Origin of the sequence: Rothia similimucilaginosa (genome assembly GCF_029850985.2) — a bacterium.
In the GTDB taxonomy this organism is placed as follows: Bacteria; Actinomycetota; Actinomycetes; order Actinomycetales; family Micrococcaceae; genus Rothia.
The window spans coordinates 602668-622106 of record NZ_CM138149.1 but is presented as its reverse complement, the minus strand read 5'-3'; the positions used below and the strand labels follow the sequence as shown (position 1 = coordinate 622106).

General features: G+C 62.3%; 15 protein-coding genes. 7 read left to right on the top strand and 8 right to left on the bottom strand.

Annotation, left to right across the window (positions count from 1 at the left end; translation table 11 throughout):
- The first annotated feature begins 157 nt into the window (after positions 1-157).
- Both hemL and QFX07_RS02700 read left to right on the top strand, forming a co-directional pair.
- Positions 158-1507 carry a glutamate-1-semialdehyde 2,1-aminomutase gene (gene hemL, locus QFX07_RS02705; protein WP_279755071.1) on the top strand — a complete coding sequence of 450 codons (1350 nt, stop codon included), beginning with the start codon at positions 158-160 and terminating at the stop codon, positions 1505-1507.
- A gap of 32 nt (positions 1508-1539) precedes the next feature.
- Positions 1540-2721 carry a sugar dehydrogenase gene (locus QFX07_RS02700; RefSeq protein ID WP_279755070.1) on the top strand — a complete coding sequence of 394 codons (1182 nt, stop codon included), beginning with the start codon at positions 1540-1542 and terminating at the stop codon, positions 2719-2721.
- Between the two features lie 90 nt (positions 2722-2811).
- Here QFX07_RS02700 and hemB read toward each other — a convergent pair whose 3' ends face one another.
- The 7 genes from hemB to hemE form a co-directional block, all read right to left on the bottom strand.
- Positions 2812-3813: a porphobilinogen synthase gene (hemB, locus tag QFX07_RS02695; RefSeq protein ID WP_279755069.1), complete on the bottom strand. Its 1002-nt coding sequence runs from the start codon at positions 3811-3813 to the stop codon at positions 2812-2814.
- A 56-nt stretch (positions 3814-3869) separates the two neighbouring features.
- Positions 3870-4742, bottom strand: coding sequence for a uroporphyrinogen-III synthase (locus QFX07_RS02690; protein ID WP_279755068.1), 873 nt, complete (start codon positions 4740-4742; stop codon positions 3870-3872).
- Between the two features lie 5 nt (positions 4743-4747).
- A complete protein-coding gene (locus QFX07_RS02685) occupies positions 4748-5881 on the bottom strand; it encodes a hydroxymethylbilane synthase (protein ID WP_279755067.1) in 1134 nt (377 codons plus the stop codon).
- A gap of 109 nt (positions 5882-5990) precedes the next feature.
- A complete protein-coding gene (locus QFX07_RS02680) occupies positions 5991-7445 on the bottom strand; it encodes a ferrochelatase (RefSeq protein ID WP_279755066.1) in 1455 nt (484 codons plus the stop codon).
- Positions 7442-8260, bottom strand: coding sequence for a hydrogen peroxide-dependent heme synthase (gene hemQ, locus QFX07_RS02675; protein WP_279755065.1), 819 nt, complete (start codon positions 8258-8260; stop codon positions 7442-7444). The genes QFX07_RS02680 and hemQ overlap by 4 nt, the downstream gene beginning before the upstream one ends.
- A gap of 103 nt (positions 8261-8363) precedes the next feature.
- Positions 8364-9917, bottom strand: coding sequence for a protoporphyrinogen oxidase (hemG, locus tag QFX07_RS02670; protein ID WP_279742143.1), 1554 nt, complete (start codon positions 9915-9917; stop codon positions 8364-8366).
- A 120-nt stretch (positions 9918-10037) separates the two neighbouring features.
- Positions 10038-11228, bottom strand: a complete 1191-nt coding sequence (gene hemE, locus QFX07_RS02665; RefSeq protein WP_279755064.1) for a uroporphyrinogen decarboxylase — start codon at positions 11226-11228, stop codon at positions 10038-10040.
- A gap of 222 nt (positions 11229-11450) precedes the next feature.
- Here hemE and QFX07_RS02660 point away from each other — a divergent pair, with 222 nt between their 5' ends.
- The 4 genes from QFX07_RS02660 to QFX07_RS02645 all read left to right on the top strand — a co-directional run bounded on the left by QFX07_RS02660 (position 11451) and on the right by QFX07_RS02645 (position 16582).
- Positions 11451-12713: a glutamyl-tRNA reductase gene (locus QFX07_RS02660; RefSeq protein ID WP_279755063.1), complete on the top strand. Its 1263-nt coding sequence runs from the start codon at positions 11451-11453 to the stop codon at positions 12711-12713.
- 240 nt (positions 12714-12953) lie between these two features.
- Positions 12954-13181 (top strand): DUF3107 domain-containing protein, encoded by a 228-nt coding sequence (locus QFX07_RS02655; RefSeq protein ID WP_279755062.1) that lies wholly within the window; start codon positions 12954-12956, stop codon positions 13179-13181.
- Between the two features lie 489 nt (positions 13182-13670).
- Positions 13671-15308 (top strand): DEAD/DEAH box helicase, encoded by a 1638-nt coding sequence (locus QFX07_RS02650; protein WP_279755061.1) that lies wholly within the window; start codon positions 13671-13673, stop codon positions 15306-15308.
- Between the two features lie 8 nt (positions 15309-15316).
- Positions 15317-16582 carry a DNA-methyltransferase gene (locus tag QFX07_RS02645; RefSeq protein WP_279755060.1) on the top strand — a complete coding sequence of 422 codons (1266 nt, stop codon included), beginning with the start codon at positions 15317-15319 and terminating at the stop codon, positions 16580-16582.
- Positions 16583-16684: 102 nt separating this feature from the next.
- On the opposite strand, the gene QFX07_RS02640 is transcribed toward QFX07_RS02645, so the two are convergent.
- On the bottom strand, positions 16685-17659 hold the full coding sequence (locus QFX07_RS02640; protein ID WP_279755137.1) for a PHP domain-containing protein: 975 nt from the start codon (positions 17657-17659) through the stop codon (positions 16685-16687).
- Positions 17660-17874: 215 nt separating this feature from the next.
- Between QFX07_RS02640 and QFX07_RS02635 the strand changes: the two genes are divergently transcribed.
- The gene (locus QFX07_RS02635) at positions 17875-19404 is read left to right on the top strand and encodes an aminopeptidase P family protein (protein WP_279741079.1); all 1530 of its coding nucleotides are present in this window, start codon (positions 17875-17877) and stop codon (positions 19402-19404) included.
- The last annotated feature ends 35 nt before the right edge of the window (positions 19405-19439 follow it).

Sequence of the window (19439 nt, the reverse complement as noted above, 5' to 3'; positions counted from 1 at the left end):
CCTTTCGGTACGTTCAGGTGCTTGTCACCTGCGGTTCATCTGTAGCGCCTATGATGGTTAGGTACGGGACGTTAGTAGCGTACAGGCTCTGTCGCCCGGTGTGTATCGTCCCCTGTAATTCTTTAGTTCGCCGTCCCTGTTGAAAGGCACCGATACGATGACTTCTTCCTCTACCCACCCGCTACACCACGAAGCCAGCGAGAAGCTGTTTGAGCGTTCTCGCGCGGTAATTCCTGGCGGTGTAAATTCCCCGGTGCGTGCTTTCAATTCTGTGGGCGGCACCCCTGCGTTTGCGGCAAAGGCTAAGGGCCCCTACCTGTACGATGCGGACGGCAACGAGTACGTTGATCTGGTCTGCTCGTGGGGTCCGTCGATTCTGGGGCACGCGCATCCGCAGGTGGTTGAGGCGGTTCAGCAGGCGGCTGAGCGCGGCCTCTCCTTTGGCGCGGCGAGCGCGCCGGAGGCTGAGCTGGCTGAGCTGGTGGTCAACCGTATTAACGCGGCAATTCCCGGTGCGATTGATCAGGTGCGTATGGTGTCCACCGGTACTGAGGCAACCATGACTGCGATTCGTCTGGCGCGTGGTGTGACCGGTCGCGACAAGGTTATTAAGTTCGCGGGCTGCTACCACGGTCACGTGGATGCTCTGCTTTCCGAGGCTGGTTCGGGTGTGGCTACCCTGGCGCTGCCGGGTTCTGCTGGCGTAACTGCCGCAACCGCCGCGGAGACCATCGTTCTGCCCTACAACAACCTGGATGCTGTGCGTGAGGCGTTCGCGAACCATGAGGGTCAAATTGCCGCAATTATTACTGAGGCGGCGCCCTGCAACATGGGTGTGGTGACTCCCGAGCCCGGTTTCAACCGTGGCCTGCACGAGATTGCTCACGCGAACGGTGCGCTCGTCATTTTTGATGAGGTGCTGACCGGTTTCCGTGTATCTTCGGCTGGTTACTGGGGTTACACGGCTCCCGAGGATGGCGGCTGGGTTCCCGATATTTTCACGTTCGGCAAGGTCATTGGTGGCGGTATGCCCATCGCGGCACTAGCCGGTAAGCGTGAGGTCATGGAGCACCTGGCGCCGGTCGGCCCCGTCTACCAGGCTGGTACCCTCTCCGGTAACCCGCTGTCGGTTGCGGCGGGTATTACGACCCTGACCCTGGCTGATGCCGCCGTCTACGCGCACCTGGATTCGCGTAGCGCCCAGCTGCAGCAGGCTCTGACCGAGGCGTTCAACGCCGCCGGTGTGGACCACTCCATCCAGAGCGCCGGTAACCTCTTCTCGGTGGCGTTTGGTACCTCCGAGGCGGGAGTGCACAACTACGCCGATATCAAGGCCTCGGCAACCAGCCGCTACAACGCGTTCTTCCACTCCATGCTCGAATCCGGAGTGTACCTGCCGCCAAGCGCATTCGAGGCATGGTTCGTTTCTGCCGCCCACAATGATGAGGCGATGGAACGTATCATCTCGGCTCTTCCGACTGCCGCCGCCGCTGCCGCATCCGCGTAAGGGTTTGCGAGAAGTAAGGAGGTGAGCCGCTCATGGATCTGAGCGCCTTGGGACTGCCCATGGAGCAGCTACGCGATGTGTGGCTGATCGCCTTCATGGTGTACTTGGGCTTGTGCCTGCTGGTAGATATCGCCTACCCGGTGCCCATCAAGAAGGAGAAGGCAGCCGACCTGTACCTTGAGGTATCCGGTTCGCCCGTTGATGAGGTGCTCCGCTCCACTGCGGAACGTACCGCGATGGGTGCGCCGTTGAGCTCTTCCCGTAAGGGTAGCGCCACGAAGAAGGCGAAGAAGAAGCTGGATTCTATTAAGGGCGCTGGCGTGTTTAGCGGCTGGTTCCACGTGGTCATGTACCTGTGGGGCTGGATTGTGGCGGTCTCTATCTTCACCCTGTACTGGGATATCGTGTACGACGGCATTCTGTTGCCGGCGCTGATTCTGCCGTTCCTCATGGTGTACGTGGGGGCGCGCTGGGGTCGCCGCGGCTGGCGCGAAGCACGCGGTTACAGCAAAGACGACCGTGTGCTGGGCATGCCGCGCATCTACTCGGCGACGCTGGGTAAGCTGAGCGCACCGTTCCGTGTGCACGGCACCGTGCCGGGTGTGGAGCCGATTCGTAACGACCGCACCGCCTACTGGGTGCTCAACGGTATTGCGTTCCTGCTCGCCTCTGTCTTCTTGATGTCCTTGGCGGGCTGGAGCATCGACGAGGATTTGGAAGCGATCTATATCGGTCACGCCTCCTGGTTCTTGGCGGCGGCGTACATTCCGCTGATCCTCGTGCTGCTGATGTACAACCGCGATTACGTGGTGTACAACCCGGATTCGTTCCAGGCTGGGCGGCTGTTCCTTCCGGCGAAGTCCCGCCCCTACTCTGAGGTTCGCGCGTTCCGTGTGTACCCGAAGAACCCGGACGCCATCAAGCTGAATCCGAAGGACGCGAGCCAGTGGAGGCTGGAGATTCTGCTTCCCAGCGGCCGCAAGCACGACTATGCGCTCAATGATCACCAAATTGATTGTTTGGTGGCGCAGATTGCGTTCAAGATTGAGCAGGAACGCTGGGCGCAGCTGGATTCGCCGGCGGACCGTGAAATGTTAGCGAAGTACTTCGTGGACGGCCGCGTCATCTGTACGACCATGGGTTACAAGCCTGCCGGTAAGCATGCAGAAGAGGCGGCACGCCGCGCGTCCTTCCAGAAGGCGCAGTACAAGTAAGCGGACTACTCTTCACCGCTCTAATACCGCTCAGAAGCCACATACTGTTTGTATAGCATGTGGCTTCTCGGCATTAAATGAGGGAGGGGTTTAGGCGTCCAGATCGCGGAGCCAGCGTGCTGCCTCCGTACCGTAGTAGGTCAAGATGACATCCGCACCGGCACGGTGAATCGAACGCAGCGACTCCAGCACCACAGCCTTACGGTCAATCCAGCCGTTCGCAGCGGCTGCCTCAATCATCGCGTACTCACCCGACACCTGATACGCCGCAACCGGTACCGGCGAAAACTCCGCCACCTCACGCACAATATCCAGGTAGCTACCGGCAGGCTTCACCATCACCATATCCGCGCCCTCCTCCAGGTCAGCGCGCACCTCCAGCAGCGACTCGCGGCGGTTCGCCGGATCCTGCTGATAGGTCTTACGGTCACCCGTGAAGCTGGACTCCACCGCATCACGGAACGGACCGAAGAATGCTGAAGCGTACTTCGCCGAATACGCCAGAATCGACACATCCTCAAAGCCAGCCTCGTCCAGGGCGGTGCGCATCGCCGCAATCTGGCCGTCCATCATGCCTGACGGGGACACCGTATGCGCACCCGCACGAGCCTGCGAAACCGCCATCTTGCAGTACAGCTCCACTGTCTGATCGTTATCCACCACGGGCGTGCCGTGGCCGTTATCAACCAGCACGCCGCAGTGGCCGTGGCTCGTGAACTCATCCAGGCAGGTATCAGCCATAACCACCAGGTCATCGCCGAACTCCTCCCGGCACACCGCAATCGCACGGTTCAGGATGCCCTGCGGATCCCAGGCGGTCGAACCGACCTCGTCCTTATCCTCATCGCGGGGAATGCCGAACAGGTCAATGCAGCGGATGCCCGCCTCGTACGCCTCACGCACGGCGGGGATGATGCTCTCCAGGGTGTGCTGGTACTGACCGGGCATGGAACGAATCGGCTGCGGCTCGTCGATGCCGTCGCGAACAAAGAACACCTGAATCAGCTGCGCGGGGCGCAGGGTGGTCTCAGCGACGAGGGAGCGCATAGCTGCGGTGGTGCGCAGGCGGCGCGGGCGGCGGGTGAGGTTCATGATCTCTCCTGAAAAGTTCTTTCGAAATAATGTGAAGTCTTAGCTGAAGGATGCGCCTAAATCAGGGCTACGGCGGCGCGCGCCAAATCCTGCGGTAAGGGCGAATCGGCCTGCACGTGGCGCAAGTTCAGGGCGCGGCATGCGGAGGCGGTACTCGCCCCAATCGCCACCACCGGCGGCACGGATTCAGACGATAGCGCGGGGGTGCCGTCCAGCAGGGCGTGCAGGCGGGAGGGGGCGGTCACCACCAGCACATCCGGCGCGGGGGTTTCCGGGTTGGTGGCATCTGCGGCAGTCCCCTGCACGAGCGCGCGGGCGGCGGAAAGGCTCAGCTCTCCGGGTGCCACCTGCTCGGCGGGCACCATGCCGTAAAGCACGCAGCGGCGGCTGTCCCAGCCCAGGTTCTTGAGGCCCTCGCGCAGGGTCGGGCGGGCGTTGAAGCCTTCCAGAACCAGCACGGCGGCATCAGCTGCAGGCTGTTCAAACTCCGCGAGCATACCGGCGGCGCTCTGCACCTGCGGCTGAAAATCTGTGCCCAGCCCCAGCTGGGTGTGCACAGCGCGGGCGGTTGCCGCGCCCACGCAGGCGATGCGCACTCCCCCACTCGCGCAGGCGCGGGCGAACTTATCGCCCCACAGCTCGGTGCAGGCGCGGACCGTGTTGGCGCTCGTGAAGCTCACCCACGCGTACTGGCCGGAGGCAAGCGCCTCCAGCACGGCTGCGTGTTCTTCGCCCGGCTCGACAGTGCGCGCCTGTTGCAGCGGGGCGAAGAGTACCCGGCATCCTTCCAACTCGTTCTGTGCGCACTCCTCGGCGAGGGCGCGCGCGAAGGCCGCGCCCTGCGCGGCGGAGCGGGTCAACAGAACCGTGCACGGGGCTTCAGCAGGCGGGGTGTCGCCTTGCCAGGATTCAGAACGCGAGGCAGACATGGCGTCTACTTCGCCTCCAGTCCGGCCAGGGCTGCGGCACCCATCTGCAGCAGGTCTTCTGCCACGCGCACGCCCAGACGTTCGGCGCCGGGCACATCCAGCTCAGCAGTTGCCGAGGTGTGACGCAGCATGTCGGTACCGTCCGGGGATGCCACCACAACGTTGAGCACCAGGTCGCCCTCAACCACCTGCGCGTAGGCACCGATGGGGGCGGCGCAACCGGCTTCGAGGCGGCGCAGCAGGGCACGCTCGGCGCTGACAGCCAGGCGGGTTTCGTAGTGGTTTGCGGCGAGCAGGGCGCGGCCCAGGGCACGCACCGGGCGCGCCACCTCGGCGTCGGCCAGCGCGGCAGGGTCCGGGTTTTCGAACTCGCTTTCGCGCACTTCCAGGGCAAGCGCACCCTGACCGGGGGCGGGCAGCATGCGGGTGGGGTCCAGGTACTCGGTGATGAGGTCTTCCTTGCCCAGGCGCTTCAGGCCGGAGACGGCAAGCACCACGGCGTCGCAGTCGCCGCTGCGTTCGGTGCCTACCCCGTGGTCGGCTCGTTCGGAGGTTTCAGCATTCTGGCGGAGTACGACCTGCTTGCCGGCGTGTTCTTCAAGGCCCTTCACGCGGCCGATGCGGGTGCCCACGTTACCGCGAATGTCCACGATTTCAAGGTCGTGTCGCAGCACACGTAGCTGGGCGGCACGGCGGGGTGAGCCGGTGCCCACGCGGGAGCCGGTGGGCAGGGTGTCGAGGGTCAGACCGTCGCGTGCTACGAGGGCGTCGCGGGGGTCTTCTCGTTTGAGGGTTGCGGCGATGACCAGGCCGGGGCAGGGTGCGGAGGGCAGGTCCTTGAGTGAGTGTACTGCCATGTCCACGCGGTTTTCTTCGGAAGCGTTCTCGCCGTCGAGCAGACGCTGGCGCAGTGCCGCCGCGAATACGCCGGTGCCGCCGAGGGTTGCCAGGGGTCCGGTGAGTACGTCACCTTCAGTCTTGACGGTGCGCAGGGTGAAGTCCACGACCTCGGCATCTGCGGCGCTGTGGTGTGCCTGGTGTTCGGTGTAGAGGGAGGTAACGGTTTCAGCAGCAATACGGCTTTGGGTTAGGGCGAGAGCAGACCCGCGGGTGCCCAAGATGTACTCGTGGTGGCTCATATCTCTCCTTATCGGTGATGTGTGTGATAGCCCGTAGGCACATGCGCTCCGACCCGCCCGCGCACCCTCTTCAGGGGCGTTGGGGCGAGCCGGAGCTACAGGGGTGGTGTTAGTGGGAGCAGCATCCGCCGGAGCCGCAGCCACCGGAGCGGCTGGCCGGTGCGTTCTCAGAAGTGCTGGGTGCAGTAGCGCTGTTATCAGCACCGGCTGCATACTCAGCAATGACTGGCTTCGGCTCACCGCGACCGGGCTTGCAGCAATCAGGTTCGCACTCGTCGAACCAGCCGTACTGACCGCTCGCGCTCGGGGCACAGACGCTCTCACGTTCGGGGCGTAGGTCGGCTGAAACGCCGTTCTCCACGCGCTCCTCAATCAGGCGGCGCAGCGACTCCACGTACGCCGGGTGCGTGCCGGGGGTGGGGGTGCGCACGGCGACCACGCCCAGGCGCTGGCAGGTGTCCAGCGCCTCGGTGTCCAAATCCCACTTGACTTCCATGTGGTCGGAGACGAATCCGAGGGGCACCAGCACGACGCCTTCCACGGGGGCTTCGCCATCCTCCGCCGGGTTGGCGGGGGTGGGCAGCGCCTCCAGGGCGTCGTTGACGTCCGGCTCGAGCCACGGCATGGACGGCGGGCCGGAACGAGACTGGTACACCAGCTCCCACTCGACGTTCTGCAGAAGCTGGGGAGCCTCATCACGCACGAGCGATAGCACGGCACGAGCGACCTGCAGGTGCTTCTCTACGTAGGCGGAGCCGCCCTCATAGTTCACACCGCGCGGGCCTGCCTCATTCGCCGCGGAGGTCGGCACTGAGTGAGTGCAGAACATGATGCGCAGGCGCGGGTTCAGCGAACCGCTATCGCGTGCGGCAAGCTGCTCACGCACCGTGGCGAGCCCGTCCTTCAGCCCGTCAGCAAAAGCGCGGGAGAATCCGGGCACGTCAAAGAACTGACGGATCTTACCCACGTGCACGTGCCCTTCCAGACCGAGCTGCTCAATCGCCACACCGTAGTCTTCACGGTACTGGCGGCAGCTCGAGTAGCCGGGGTAGGCGCTGGTCGCCAGCACGAGCACGTTACGGTGACCGTTCTCGTAGGCTTCGGCGAGCACGTCCTTCACGTAGGGCTTCCAGTTGCGGTTCGCCCAGGTGATCGGGATGTGCGGGCCGCGCTCGGCGAGTGCCTGCTGCAGTGCGGCGAGCAGGGCACGGTTCTGCTCGTTAATGGGCGAGACGCCGCCGTTGGCGCGGTAGTGGGTGGCGACCTCTTCGAGGCGCTCATCTGGGATGCCGCGGCCAGCGGTTACGTTGCGTAGGAACGGGATGACGTCCTCCTGCCCCTCGGGTCCGCCGAAGGAGGAGAGAATCACCAGGTCGTAGGGGCGTGCCTCTTCGGCACGTTCACGGGTGATACTGCGTTCGCTTCGGTAATCACCGAGGGTCTGCTCATTGAGTGCAGCGGGGCCGTTGGAGGCGGTGTTCGCCGGGTCGGTGTGGTTGGGTACCACGTCGTCCGGCAAGAGCGTGCCGTTGAGGGTTACGCCGCCGTTTGGCTGATGGCTCACGCCAGGACCTCTGCTACTTCGTCTGCGCCGATGCGGCGGCCGGTGTAGAAGGGGGTTTCCTCGCGCACATGCAGGCGTGCTTCGGTATTGCGGAAGTGGCGCATCATGTCGACCAGGTCGACCAGTTCGGGTGCTTCAAGGGCGAGGACCCATTCGTAGTCGTTCATGCCGAAGGTTGCGACGGTGTTTGCCAGTATCTGCGGGAAGTCGATTGCCTTCATGCCGTGGTTCTTGAGCATTTCTGCACGGCGTTCGGGGTTCATGTAGTACCAGTCGTAGGAGCGTACGAAGGGGTAGACGCAGACCCATGCTTCGGGTGCCTTGCCGCGCGCGTATGCGGGGGCGTGGTTGCGGGTGAATTCTGCTTCGCGGTGTACGCCCATGGTGGACCAAACGATGGTGGTACCGGTGAAGAGTGCAGTGCGGCGAATCTTGCGGACTGCTGCCTGCAGCTTTTCGGGGTTCTGGCCGTGGGTCCAGATCATGATATCTGCGTTGTCGCGCATTGCGGAGACGTCGTAGATGCCGCGCAGGGTCACGCCCTCGGCTGCGAGCTGTTCGGTGAGCTGCTCGAATTCTGCGCGGGCTTCGTCGGTGTTAGCTTCTGCGGGGCGTGCGCCGGAGCGTGCGAAGACGGTGTAGAGGACGTAGTGCAGGGTTTCGCCTTTTTCGCGGCCGCGGCGGTTCTCGTCAGCTGCGGAATGCTGGACTGCGTAGCCCTTGGGTGCGCCGCCGTAGCCGTGGCCGGAGTGGCTGTAGCTGCCGTGTGCACCGTGTGCACCGCTGTGGCCATGTGCTGCGTGGTCGTGAGACATTGTGTGTTCCTTTCTTCAGCGAGGGTTCGCTGTCTTAGAGGCGCAGCGTCCGTAGCCGCGCGTTTTCTCAAATTATGGTTTATGGTGCGCTGCGTATTACCGGTTATTGAGTGTCGGCAGCGTTGGGGGCGGTGACGCCTTCCCAGTCTTGTGCGGCGTGATAGATGAGGCGGTCCATCTGCTCGTAGGTGTCTTTGACGGTGAGGACTAGGCCGGAACCGGCGGCCCAGGAGCCAACGGTGCTGAGGGTTCCGAGTTCGCTGGCGCGTTCGCGGAATTCTTTGACTCGTTCGCGGTGGCCGGGAGTGGAGGCGGGCAGTACGCCGCGCCACCGTACAACGTCCGCGTCGACGAGGTTGCTGTGGGTGAGGGATACATCCATCATGCGGCTTGCATCACGCAGGGCGAGGGTGATGAGCTGCTCGTCGGCGAGTGCCACTTCAGAGAAGCGGGAGTCTTCGCCACCGCGGCCGTAGGAGAGGCGCACAACGTGGCGGCCGGGTTCTGCTGCGTCGGCGACCCACTGCCATTTGGCGGTGGCGTGGGTGAGGGCTTTGGCCCGGACGGCGGTTGCTTCTTCGGAGACGAGCAGGCCGGTACCGCGCGGGTGCTTGTTCAGGTCGGGGGCATCGGCGACAAGGGTGACGAGGGCGACTTCGGGGCCGGGCTCCAGGGCGGGTAGCGCCGTGGAGACGTGCGGGCCGATAAGTCGGGCTACGGTCGGGCCATCGGTTGCGACTACCAGGTAGTCGGCGTAGAGGGGGGTGTTTTCGCCGTCGGTGGTGTGGCGCTGAATGATGAACCATTGGCCGGTGGATTCGTCGCGGTCTACGGCGATGACGTCGAATCCGGTGACGATGCGTACACCGGCTTCGTAGAGTTCCTCGACGAGACGTTCAGAGAGCTGGTTCATACCGCCGATAATGCCTGCTACCTGAGAGCCTGCAGGTGCTGCGGAGCGGAAGGCTGCCGCTGCTGCGGCAAGGGAGCGGTGCTTGCGCAGTGCCGCGCGCAGCCCGGGGATAGTGGCGTCCACGTCGAGCTTGTCGGGGTGGGTGGAGTACACGCCGGAGACGACGGGGGCGACCAGGTTGTCCAGGACCTTCTGGCCCATGCGGATACGTACGAGCTCACCGAGAGTCTTTGCGTTTTCACCGGCGGAGATGGGTAGGAATTTGTCTACCTGGGCGCGGCGCAGGCCTTTCTTGCCGATGACGGGAATCAGTGATTTGTCGTTGACGTTGCCGGGGATACCCATGATGCCGGTGCTGGGGGTGCGGCGGGCGCCTTGCGGCAGGTATAGCCAGGAACCGTAGGAGTTGGGGGTGACAATCTGGTCACCCAGGCCGAGTTCTTTAACGAGGTCGCTGACGATGGGGCTGCGGGTTGCGAAGGATTCGGCGCCGGAGTCTAGGAGCAGGCCGCCAACTTCGTGGGCTCCGACAGCGCCGCCGAGGTGGTGCCGTTGTTCGAGCAGGGTGACGCGCATGCCGGCTGCGGCGAGGCGGCGTGCTGAGATGAGGCCGGAGGGGCCGCCACCGATAACGATGGCGGTGGGCACCTTCTCGTTACGGGTGAAAGTTCGTGCGGTCTGGGGCGCAGTGGAGGAGCTGGCCTGTGCGGTCCGGTTTGGTGCCTGGTTGGTGTGCTGGCCCATGGTGGTTCTCCTTCGGTCTGTCAGCGGGTCTGCCCTGTGGCGTTGGCGTTATCAGCGGGTGCGGTGGCTGGGGCGGTGTCTCGCAGCGCTGATATGTGTTAGCCCCGCGGGTCCGCTGCTTTAGCTTGCCGTTTTCTCGTGGATGTACGCCACGAGGTCGGTGAGCACCTGCGGGTCGGTAGTCGGGGGTACGCCGTGGCCAAGGTTGACCACGTGCGAGGGGGCGGCGTTGCCTTCGGCGAGCACTTCGTCTACGTGTGCGTAGAGGTTTTCGCTACCTGCGGCAAGCAGTGCCGGATCGATGTTGCCCTGCAGAGGTACGGCGCCGTTGAGCAGGGTGTTCGCTGCCGATAGCGGCAGGCGGTAGTCTACACCGATGACGTCTGCACCGGCTTCGTGCATGGCGGGCAGCAGTGCGGTGGTGCCGGTGCCGAAGTGGATGCGCGGCACACCGTATTCACGCACCATGTCGAGGGCGGTTGCGGAGTGTGCCTGCACGTAGCGGCGGTAGTCATTTTCACCGAGGGAGCCTGCCCAGGAGTCGAAGAGCTGCACGGCGGAGGCACCCGCCTCGATCTGGGCGCGCAGGAACTGGCCTGCGGTACGCGATGCCCAGGCGGCGAGTTCATGCCAGGCAGCGGGGTCGGCGTGCATCATGGTGCGCGGGTGCAGGTGGTCGCGGGAGGGGCCGCCTTCGACCATGTAGGCGGCAACGGTGAAGGGGGCTCCGGCGAAGCCAATGAGCGGGGTGTCGCCGAGCATTTCTACGGTGGCGGCTACGGCTTCGCGGATGGGATCGAGGTCGCTGTCTTTGAGTTCGGGCAGGGCGCGCACCTCGTCGAGGGTGCGTACGGGCTGGTCGAGTACGGGGCCCCTGCCGGGCACGATATCGACGTTGACACCCGCAAGCTTCATGGGGATGACGATGTCGGAGAAGAAGATGCCGGCGTCGACCTTGTGGCGGCGGACGGGCTGCACGGTGATTTCTGCGGCGAGGTCGGGGGTGAGGCATGCGTCCAACATGGGGATGCCTTCGCGTACTTCACGGTATTCGGGCAGGGACCGGCCTGCCTGGCGCATGAACCAGACGGGTCGGTGACTGGAGGGGCGGCCGGTGAGGGCGCGGAGCATGGGCGAGTCGGCGGTGGTGCCTGCGCGCAGGGGGTGGTTGGCGGGTAGGTGTGCGAGCTGTTCGTCGGTGAGCAGGGGTCGCTGGGCGTCGGTGGGGTGTGCGGGCAGAGCGGGTGCCTGTGCGACAGCCGATGCGGGGCCCTTTTCCGATGCAGGAGTTGTGTGCTGGTTTTCGCTCATAGTGTCTAGTGTGACAGGTTTATGCGGGTGTTTTTGCGACACTATGTCATGGCGACTCTTACCTAATGGTAGCTTTCTTAGTGGTGAGGAAAACCTTAGTTTGTGTCTATTCATCGTACTCAGTTCCCCGACCGTGCAGATACTCTTGACCCCTACGATGGTGGAACTTAGGTTCTGTAAGCTTTACAGGGGCTTAGCCGGCGTGGTTATGATTAGTCTCTAGTGAGTACTTATGCATTTGTGGCATCGCACCACACCGTTGATTTGACCACCGTCGCTGCGTTGAGCGCCGGTGCTTCCGGCGTACCCGATGTTCTGGCGGGCGAGATGACGCGCCAGCTGGGTGTGAAGGGTGCAGTCGTTCTTGCCACCTGTAACCGTCTTGAAATGTATGTTCAACTACACGTATCCGCCCATGTCCCCATGGTTCGTGAGCGGATTGTCGACTCTATTGCGCACACCTCCGGGCTAGACAAAGAACTGGTTAATTCCAGCTTCGACGTGTACGCCGATGATGAGGCTACACGCCACCTGCTGACGGTCGCCTCCGGCTTAGAATCTGCTGTGGTTGGCGAGCGTGAAATCACCGGTCAGGTGCGCCGCGCCCTGGCTGTTGCTCAGGCGAAAGCGCAAGAGGACGGCGTGCCCCTTCCCGGTGAGCTGGTTCAGCTATTTGAACACGCGGCGCATACAGCTCGTCAGGTGGGTCAGCATACGGCTCTTGGTGCTCAGGGCCGCTCCATTGTATCTGTTGCCCTCGATCTTGCGGATGAGGTTGCCGAGAAGGATTGGTCGACCCGCCGCGCCCTGATTTTTGGTACGGGTGCTTACGCCGGCGCGACCATTGCGGCTCTGCGCGACCGTGGTTGCACCGATATTTGGGTCAATTCCCGTTCGGGCCGTGCCGCCGAGTTCGCAGCAAAACGCGAGGTTTCTGCGGTGCCGGTGGACGGCATGGAGCAGGCCATGGCTTCTGCCGACGTCATTATTGGTTGCTCCGGCGGCTCTGATCCGTTGCTTCCCGAACAGATTCCGGGCGGTCACCACACGATCCTCGACCTGGCACTTTCGCGTGACTTTGATCCCTCGGTTGCTGACCTGCCGAACGTTGAGCTGATTACCCTCGAATCGGTGCGCCTTGCCGCGCCCGAGGAAACCGAGGAATCCGTGGCGACGGCTACGCGCATCGTGGAATCTGAGCTGGCGGCGTTCCTGTCTCGTCAGCGTTCCCGCACGATTGATTCCGCGATTGTTGCGCTGCGCTCGCACACTATGGATGTGTTGGATTCCGAGCTGGAGAAGGTGCGTAGCCAGTTTGGTTGCGGTGCGGCGACGGAGCAGCTTGAGCTGGCGATGCGTCGCATGGTGAAGTCCCTGCTGCACACCCCGACAGTGCGCGCCAAGAAACTTGCGGCGGAGGGCCGCACGGAGGATTATGTACAGGCACTGGAGACTCTCTACGGTATTCAGGTGGAGGACTCTTAAGAGCCTCTCCCCGATCTTTCTGGCATTCTTCGCATACCTAAACCCGTTTTCGCACGGGTTTTGTGTGGGTTTTCGCGCGCTTTTTCACGCATCCGGCGGCAAGTATTTTATTAGCCCCCGGCGAAGTACCGCCCGTTCACGGTGCCGATGGGCGCATTCACGCTAGAGTAGATGCTAGATAAGACAGTTCCTATACCCGGCGCGCGTTTGGCGTCGCCGGACTATTCTGCGAGGAGACTCATGGAAATCAAGATTGGCGTTCGCCACATCGCCCGCGAAATCGTTGTTGAGACCACCGAATCCAAGGACGTTATCACCGAGAAGGTCGCAAAGGCAATTGAGGACGGATCCCTGTTGCAGATTACTGACGATAAGGGCAACACCACCCTGATTTCTGGCGCTCAAATTGGCTACGTTGAGCTGGGTTCCGACGCGAAGCGTCACGTTGGTTTCGGTATCAGCGCCTAATTACTTCGGTAGCTGTTTCCCCTTTAGCTTTAGCTCTCCCCGCATCCGTCATGATGCGTAACCGCGCTTTATGCGCTGTGTGCGTGCGCTTTATGCGCCGTAAGGTTACGCCGTGCCGGATGCGGGGATTTGTGTTTTAAGCCGCCCACCCAAAAACCTCGCGACACCCGGTTTTGGGGCGGTATATCGCCCATCACGGGCGCACGCCACAACCGCTTGGGGGTGCACCAGAAGCAAATCCGGGTTAATATTGAGGGGTTAAGTGAATGACCGGTCGTACCCCTTTCAAGACCCCAAGGCTGCACCGCCTTCTCATCATGAATGAACCATGCGTGCAGGCAGCGTCTCGGCAAGAATTTCCCGTGTAAGAATTTCCCGCGGCCGGCTTTCGACGCCCGCCCGTCACCGCCTCCACCGTTGGGGCGCTGGCTGGTACACCCCAATTCGGGGAGAAACACACCCCGAACAGGGGTAGAAAGATACGGTCCAGTGACTGAAACGAACACGCAGGAAACCACTCAGACTGCAAAGTCCTTCGCCGACTTCGGCGTTCGCCAGGATATTAGCGACGCCCTCGCGGCGGTTGGCATTACCTCCCCCTTCCCCATCCAGGAGCTGACTCTTCCCGTGGCTCTGTCTGGCCAGGACATCATTGGTCAGGCGAAGACCGGTACCGGTAAGACCCTCGGCTTTGGTCTGCCAACCATTCAGCGTGTGGTCGGCCGCGACGATGAGGGTTGGGATGATGTGGAGTACCCCGGCGCACCTCAGGCGCTGATTCTGGTTCCGACCCGTGAGCTTGCTATTCAGGTGGGTGAGGATCTGGCGATTGCTGCGAAGCTGCGCAACGCCCGCATCGCTACCCTGTACGGTGGTGTGCCGATTGAGCCTCAGGCTGAGTTGCTGCGCCGCGGCCTGGAGGTTGCAGTAGGCACCCCCGGTCGCATTATCGACCTGTACCAGCAGGGCTTCCTGAACCTGAAGCAGGTCAAGATTGTGGTCCTCGATGAGGCTGACGAAATGCTGGATTTGGGTTTCCAGCCGTCGGTTGAGAAGATTCTCAGCTACCTGCCCGAGGACCGCCAGAGTATGCTGTTCTCCGCAACCATGCCCGGCCCGGTCATTGCGATGGCCCGCCAGTACATGACCAAGCCCATGCGTATTAGTGCCGCTAGCCCCGAGGACGCATCGAAGACTAAGGCATCGATCCGCCAGGTCGTCTACCGTGCACATCACCTGGATAAGGACGAGATGATTGGCCGCATTCTGCGCGCTACCGGTCGCGGCCGCACCGTCATCTTCACCAAGACCAAGCGTGATGCTGCCCGCGTGGCGGAGGAGCTGGTGCACCGTGGCTTCGCTGCCGCGCCTCTGCACGGTGACCTGAATCAGGTTGCGCGTGAGCAGGCGCTGAAGGCGTTCCGTTCCGGCAAGGTCGATATTCTGGTCGCGACCGACGTGGCGGCTCGCGGTATTGACGTTGAAGATGTGACCCACGTGATTAACCACCGCGTGCCCGAGGATGAGAAGACTTACCTGCACCGTACCGGCCGTACTGGCCGTGCGGGCAATGAGGGTACCGCCGTGACCCTGGTGGACTGGGATGACCTGCCGCGCTGGAAGGTCATTAACGACGCCCTGGAGCTGGGCGTTCCTGAGCCTGTAGAAACTTACTCTTCCTCTGAGCACCTGTTCTACGACCTGAACATTCCGGCTGGCACCAAGGGCCGTCTGCCGCGCGAGGAGCGTGTGGCTGAGGGGATGGGCGAGGAGTTCTTTGAGAGCGCCCGTGATTCTCGTGATGGCCGCCCGGCTCGTTCTCACGGAGGTCGTGATGGTGGCCGTTCTGGCGGTCGTGACGGTGAGGGCCGTGGCAAGCGCCGTAGCCGTTCCGAAGGCCGCAAGCGCACTGAGCGTACCGAGCATTCTTCTGAGCGTTCTGAGCGTGCGCCTCGTAAGCGTCGCCGTACCCGCCGTGTTGAGGGTCAGCCGCTGGAGGGTGAGGGTCGCCGCACCCGCCACCGCTCTGAAGGCTCGCGTGCTAAAGGTTCTCGTGCTGGGGACTCCGGTCCTGAGAGTTCTCGCAGTAAGGGCCGTGGCGCTGACCGTGCTGGTTCTGAAGGCTAGGGCCGGGGTTGGGTATTTCAGCATCCCCGGCACCTGCCGCGCCCTCCTCTACCGCTAAGACGCACCCCGCGGATTCGGCTGTTTTCGATCCGCAGGGCCCGTCGCTGCTAGTGCAGGCAGATAACCTAGGGTATCTGCGTGACCTGCCCGATGGTGCGTTCACCGTGATTTACATTGACCCGCCGTTCAATACGGGTAAGAAGCAGACGCGCCGTACTTTGAGCGCGGAGGCTTCTGAGAAGGGTGACCGCACCGGCTTTAAGGGCAAGAGCTATTCGAGCACCCTGCAGACTCTGGCGAGCTATAACGACTCGTTCGAGGATTATTGGGCATTCCTAGCACCGCGTATTGAGCAGGCGCATCGTCTGCTTGCGCAGGACGGCACCTTGTACCTGCACCTGGATTGGCGTGAGGTTCATTATGTGAAGATTATGTGCGACATGATTTTTGGTCGGGAGAACTTCATTAATGAGCTGATTTGGGCTTATGACTACGGTGCGAAGTCTACGCGCCGCTGGCCGACGAAGCACGACAATATTTTGGTGTACGCGAAGGATTACCGCAGCTATTACTTCAATACTTCGGAGGTTGATCGTGAACCGTATATGGCTCCCGGTTTGGTGACTGAGGAGAAGGCTTCTCGCGGTAAGCTCCCTACGGATGTGTGGTGGCATACTATTGTGTCGCCGACGGGTAAGGAGAAGACGGGGTATCCCACGCAGAAGCCTACAGGTTTGTTACGTCGTATGATTGCGGCGAGTTCCCGTCCGGGTGATTGGGTGTTGGATTTCTTCGCTGGTTCTGGTTCTACAGGTGCGGCGGCAGCTCAGTTGGGCCGTAAGTTCGTGTGTGTGGATCAGAATCCACCGGCTATTGAGGTGATGGCTAAGCGCCTGGGTGTGGATCCGGTGTCGTTCGCTGAGTATCGCGGTGTGCCGCGTGGGGCGAGTGTGTTGTTCACACCGAAGCGTACGGTGGGTGTTCGTGGCGGTACGAGTCGTGATGCGTTGACGGCGGCGAGCCGTCATGCGCTAAAGGCTGTGTTGGATACGCTCACCGAGACTACGCAGCCGGTTGAGGGTGCGTCGTGCCGGTTTGTGCGTCACCGGTCGATGGATGCGGTGGATAAGAAGATGCGTATTGATGGTCGTGATGAGTTGCGTCGTCAGCGTCAGCATCAGGCGCGGGCTAAGGCTCGTGCGGCCCGGGCTCAGCGGGATGCGGTTGCTGCGGGTGCGGTGTTGCAACATCATGCCTCGCGTGAGAGCGTCTAGGCTGTCTTTTCTGCGTATTCGTGAGAGCACGTGTTAAGAGTGTGGGGCGGGTTCCTTGATTAGGAACCCGCCCCACACTCTTTCCCCTAGCTACTGGTCTTACTACCGGGCTGCCAGCAGCTCGCGGATACGCGCCACCGTCGCCGCATCCGTCGTATTCTCACCCAGCAGGTTCGGCTTGCCCGCACCGTGATAATCACTCGAACCTGTCACCAGTACCTCACGGCCCGCCGCGCGCTGACCCTCAATGAACTCCAGCAGACGCGCACGGTCCTGAACCGAATTCTCACGGTGATACACCTCCACACCCGCCAGGCCAGCCTCCACCATCAAACCCAGATACTCCAGGCTCAACGCGGGCCCACGCATCGTACTCATCGGGTGCGCGATCACCGGCGCACCCCCAGCCTCACGCACCAGACGCACCGCCTCTAAAGGATCCAGCGCGCCCTGCGGCACATAGTAGGGGCTACCCGTGTATAGTAGCTTCGCAAAAGCCTCAGAACGATCAGCAACCACACCAGCAGCCACCAGCGCATCAGCAATATGAGGGCGGCCCACCGCCGTGTTCCCCGCCCCCACCTGCGCCAACACGTCATCCCATGTCAGCCGGTAGTCAGGGGCAAGACGGTCCACAATAGCCTGTGCACGGCCCGCACGGCTAGCGCGAATCGCCTCCACACGGCACGCCAACTCCGAACCCACCGGGTCAAAACCATAAGCGAGCAGGTGAATAGTCTTCGTGCGTGCGCGGCCCTCACCGTCGGTGTACCGGTAGCGGCAAGAGAACTCGGCACCCGGCAGAAAATCCAGACCGTACTCATCCGCCAGCTGAGCCGCCTGCGCCCATCCAGCCGTCGTATCGTGATCAGTCAGCGCAAAACCCGCCAACCCAGCGCGAGCAATCAGCGGCACCAGCTCGGCCAGGTTCTGCGTACCGTCAGAAATAGCGGAGTGAATATGCAGATCATAGCTCCCGGTAAGGTTCCGGTTTTCAGGCGCGCCCGATTCAGCGGGCTGCGGTGCCTGCTGCGCATTATTTTGCGGTGCACTATTTCGATGTTCTGTCTGCGTCATTTTCTCTCCTTCCCCGCCCTTGCTAGTTCCTCGCCACCTCAGCGGGGTTTTAAGGCATGTCATCTACTCTTCTGATTCAACCCTACCAATATCGGCGGCGCAATATCGGGTACCCGGTCGCAGGTCAAAGATATATTCTGCCCCACCGGCCCTCTCTTATAGTCAAAAGCGCTAAAACATCTGCCCACTTGTGGTGAAGGCGATATGATTAACCCATGACTGAGAACAATGAGAAGAGCACCGAAGCTCAGAAGAACGACCACCGCAGCACCCCTAAGGCATCTGCGTTCACCGAATTCATTGCCGCAAACTGGGCACCTGCCGAAGATGACGGCTACACTCGCGAGCCCGTAGCAGACTACGCGGCTGAGCGCCGTGCCAAGATCTCCAAGGCATTCCCCGGCGAGCGCCTCGTCCTGCCCGCAGGCCCGCTGAAGGTCCGCTCCAACGACTGCGACTACCGCTTCCGTCCCCACTCGGCGTTTGCGCACCAGACCGGTCTGGGCATCGACCACGAACCCGACGCTGTGCTGATCTTCGAGCCCGTCGAAGAGGGTACCGGTGACAACGGCTCCAACCACGAAGTCACCCTGTACTTCCGTCCGCTGGCTGGCCGCGACACCACCGAGTTCTACGCAGACGCCCGCTATGGCGAGTTCTGGGTTGGTCCCCGCCCCACCCTGAAGGAGTTCTCCGAACGCTTCGGCATCCGCACCCGAGACCTATCCGAGCTTGAGGTAGCTATCACTAAGAACGCCGGTAACCAGGGCCTGGGTGGTGTGAACATCCGCCTGGTCCGCAATGTTGACCCGGCTGTTGACGCACTGGTTGACACCTCCCGCTACAACACCGGCGTGGAGCTGGAGCAGGCTGACAAGCTGGACTCCGAACTGGCCGTGGCTCTCTCCGAGGCTCGCCTGATCAAGGACGCTATCGAGATTGAGAACCTGCAGCGTTCCGTTGATCTGACCGTCAAGGGCTTCGAAGAGGTCATTCGCTCCCTGCCGAAGGCTAAGGAACATCACCGTGGCGAACGCGTCGTTGAGACCGCGTTCTTCTCCGTGGCACGTACCGACGGTAACGACTTGGGCTACGACACCATCGCAGCGTGCGGTAACAACGCAACTATCCTGCACTGGATCCGCAACAACGGCACCGTCGACGACGGCAAGCTACTGTTGCTGGACGCAGGCGTTGAGGACGACACCCTGTACACCGCAGACGTGACCCGCACCTTCCCCGTGAACGGTAAGTTCACCGAGGTTCAGGCGAAGGTCTACAACGCTGTGCTGGAGGCTGCTGACGCCGCATTCGCTGTCGCTAAGCCGGGTGTCAAGTTCTACGAAATCCACGAGGCTGCCATGAACGTTCTTGCACACCGTCTGGAAGAATGGGGCCTGTTGCCTGTTTCCGCTGATGTTTCGCTCACCGTTGAGGGCGGTCAGCACCGCCGCTGGATGCCGCACGGCACCAGCCACCATCTGGGCCTGGACGTGCACGACTGTGCGCAGGCAAAGGCTGAACTGTACATGTGGGCTGAGCTGGAGCCGGGCATGGTCTTCACCATTGAGCCTGCACTGTACTTCAAGGACGAGGATCTGTCCGTTCCCGAAGAATACCGCGGTATCGGTATCCGCCTTGAGGACGACGTGCTCTGCACCAAGGACGGCAACGTGAATCTCTCCGCTGCACTGCCGCGCACCGTGGAGGGCATTGAGGAGTGGATGGCGAAGCTGGCGAAGTAACGCCTACCCCCAGATGCGTTAGTAACGGCTCATAG

Bases quoted from the DNA above. Each gene is read 5' to 3' on its own strand.
- hemE (WP_279755064.1), bottom strand. From the start codon at position 11,228: ATGAGCGAAAACCAGCACACAACTCCTGCATCGGAAAAGGGCCCCGCA.
- hemQ (WP_279755065.1), bottom strand. From the start codon at position 8,260: ATGTCTCACGACCACGCAGCACATGGCCACAGCGGTGCACACGGTGCA.
- QFX07_RS02655 (WP_279755062.1), top strand. From the start codon at position 12,954: ATGGAAATCAAGATTGGCGTTCGCCACATCGCCCGCGAAATCGTTGTT.
- QFX07_RS02635 (WP_279741079.1), top strand. From the start codon at position 17,875: ATGACTGAGAACAATGAGAAGAGCACCGAAGCTCAGAAGAACGACCAC.
- QFX07_RS02685 (WP_279755067.1), bottom strand. From the start codon at position 5,881: ATGAGCCACCACGAGTACATCTTGGGCACCCGCGGGTCTGCTCTCGCC.
- QFX07_RS02690 (WP_279755068.1), bottom strand. From the start codon at position 4,742: ATGTCTGCCTCGCGTTCTGAATCCTGGCAAGGCGACACCCCGCCTGCT.
- hemL (WP_279755071.1), top strand. From the start codon at position 158: ATGACTTCTTCCTCTACCCACCCGCTACACCACGAAGCCAGCGAGAAG.
- hemG (WP_279742143.1), bottom strand. From the start codon at position 9,917: ATGGGCCAGCACACCAACCAGGCACCAAACCGGACCGCACAGGCCAGC.
- QFX07_RS02640 (WP_279755137.1), bottom strand. From the start codon at position 17,659: ATGACGCAGACAGAACATCGAAATAGTGCACCGCAAAATAATGCGCAG.
- hemB (WP_279755069.1), bottom strand. From the start codon at position 3,813: ATGAACCTCACCCGCCGCCCGCGCCGCCTGCGCACCACCGCAGCTATG.
- QFX07_RS02700 (WP_279755070.1), top strand. From the start codon at position 1,540: ATGGATCTGAGCGCCTTGGGACTGCCCATGGAGCAGCTACGCGATGTG.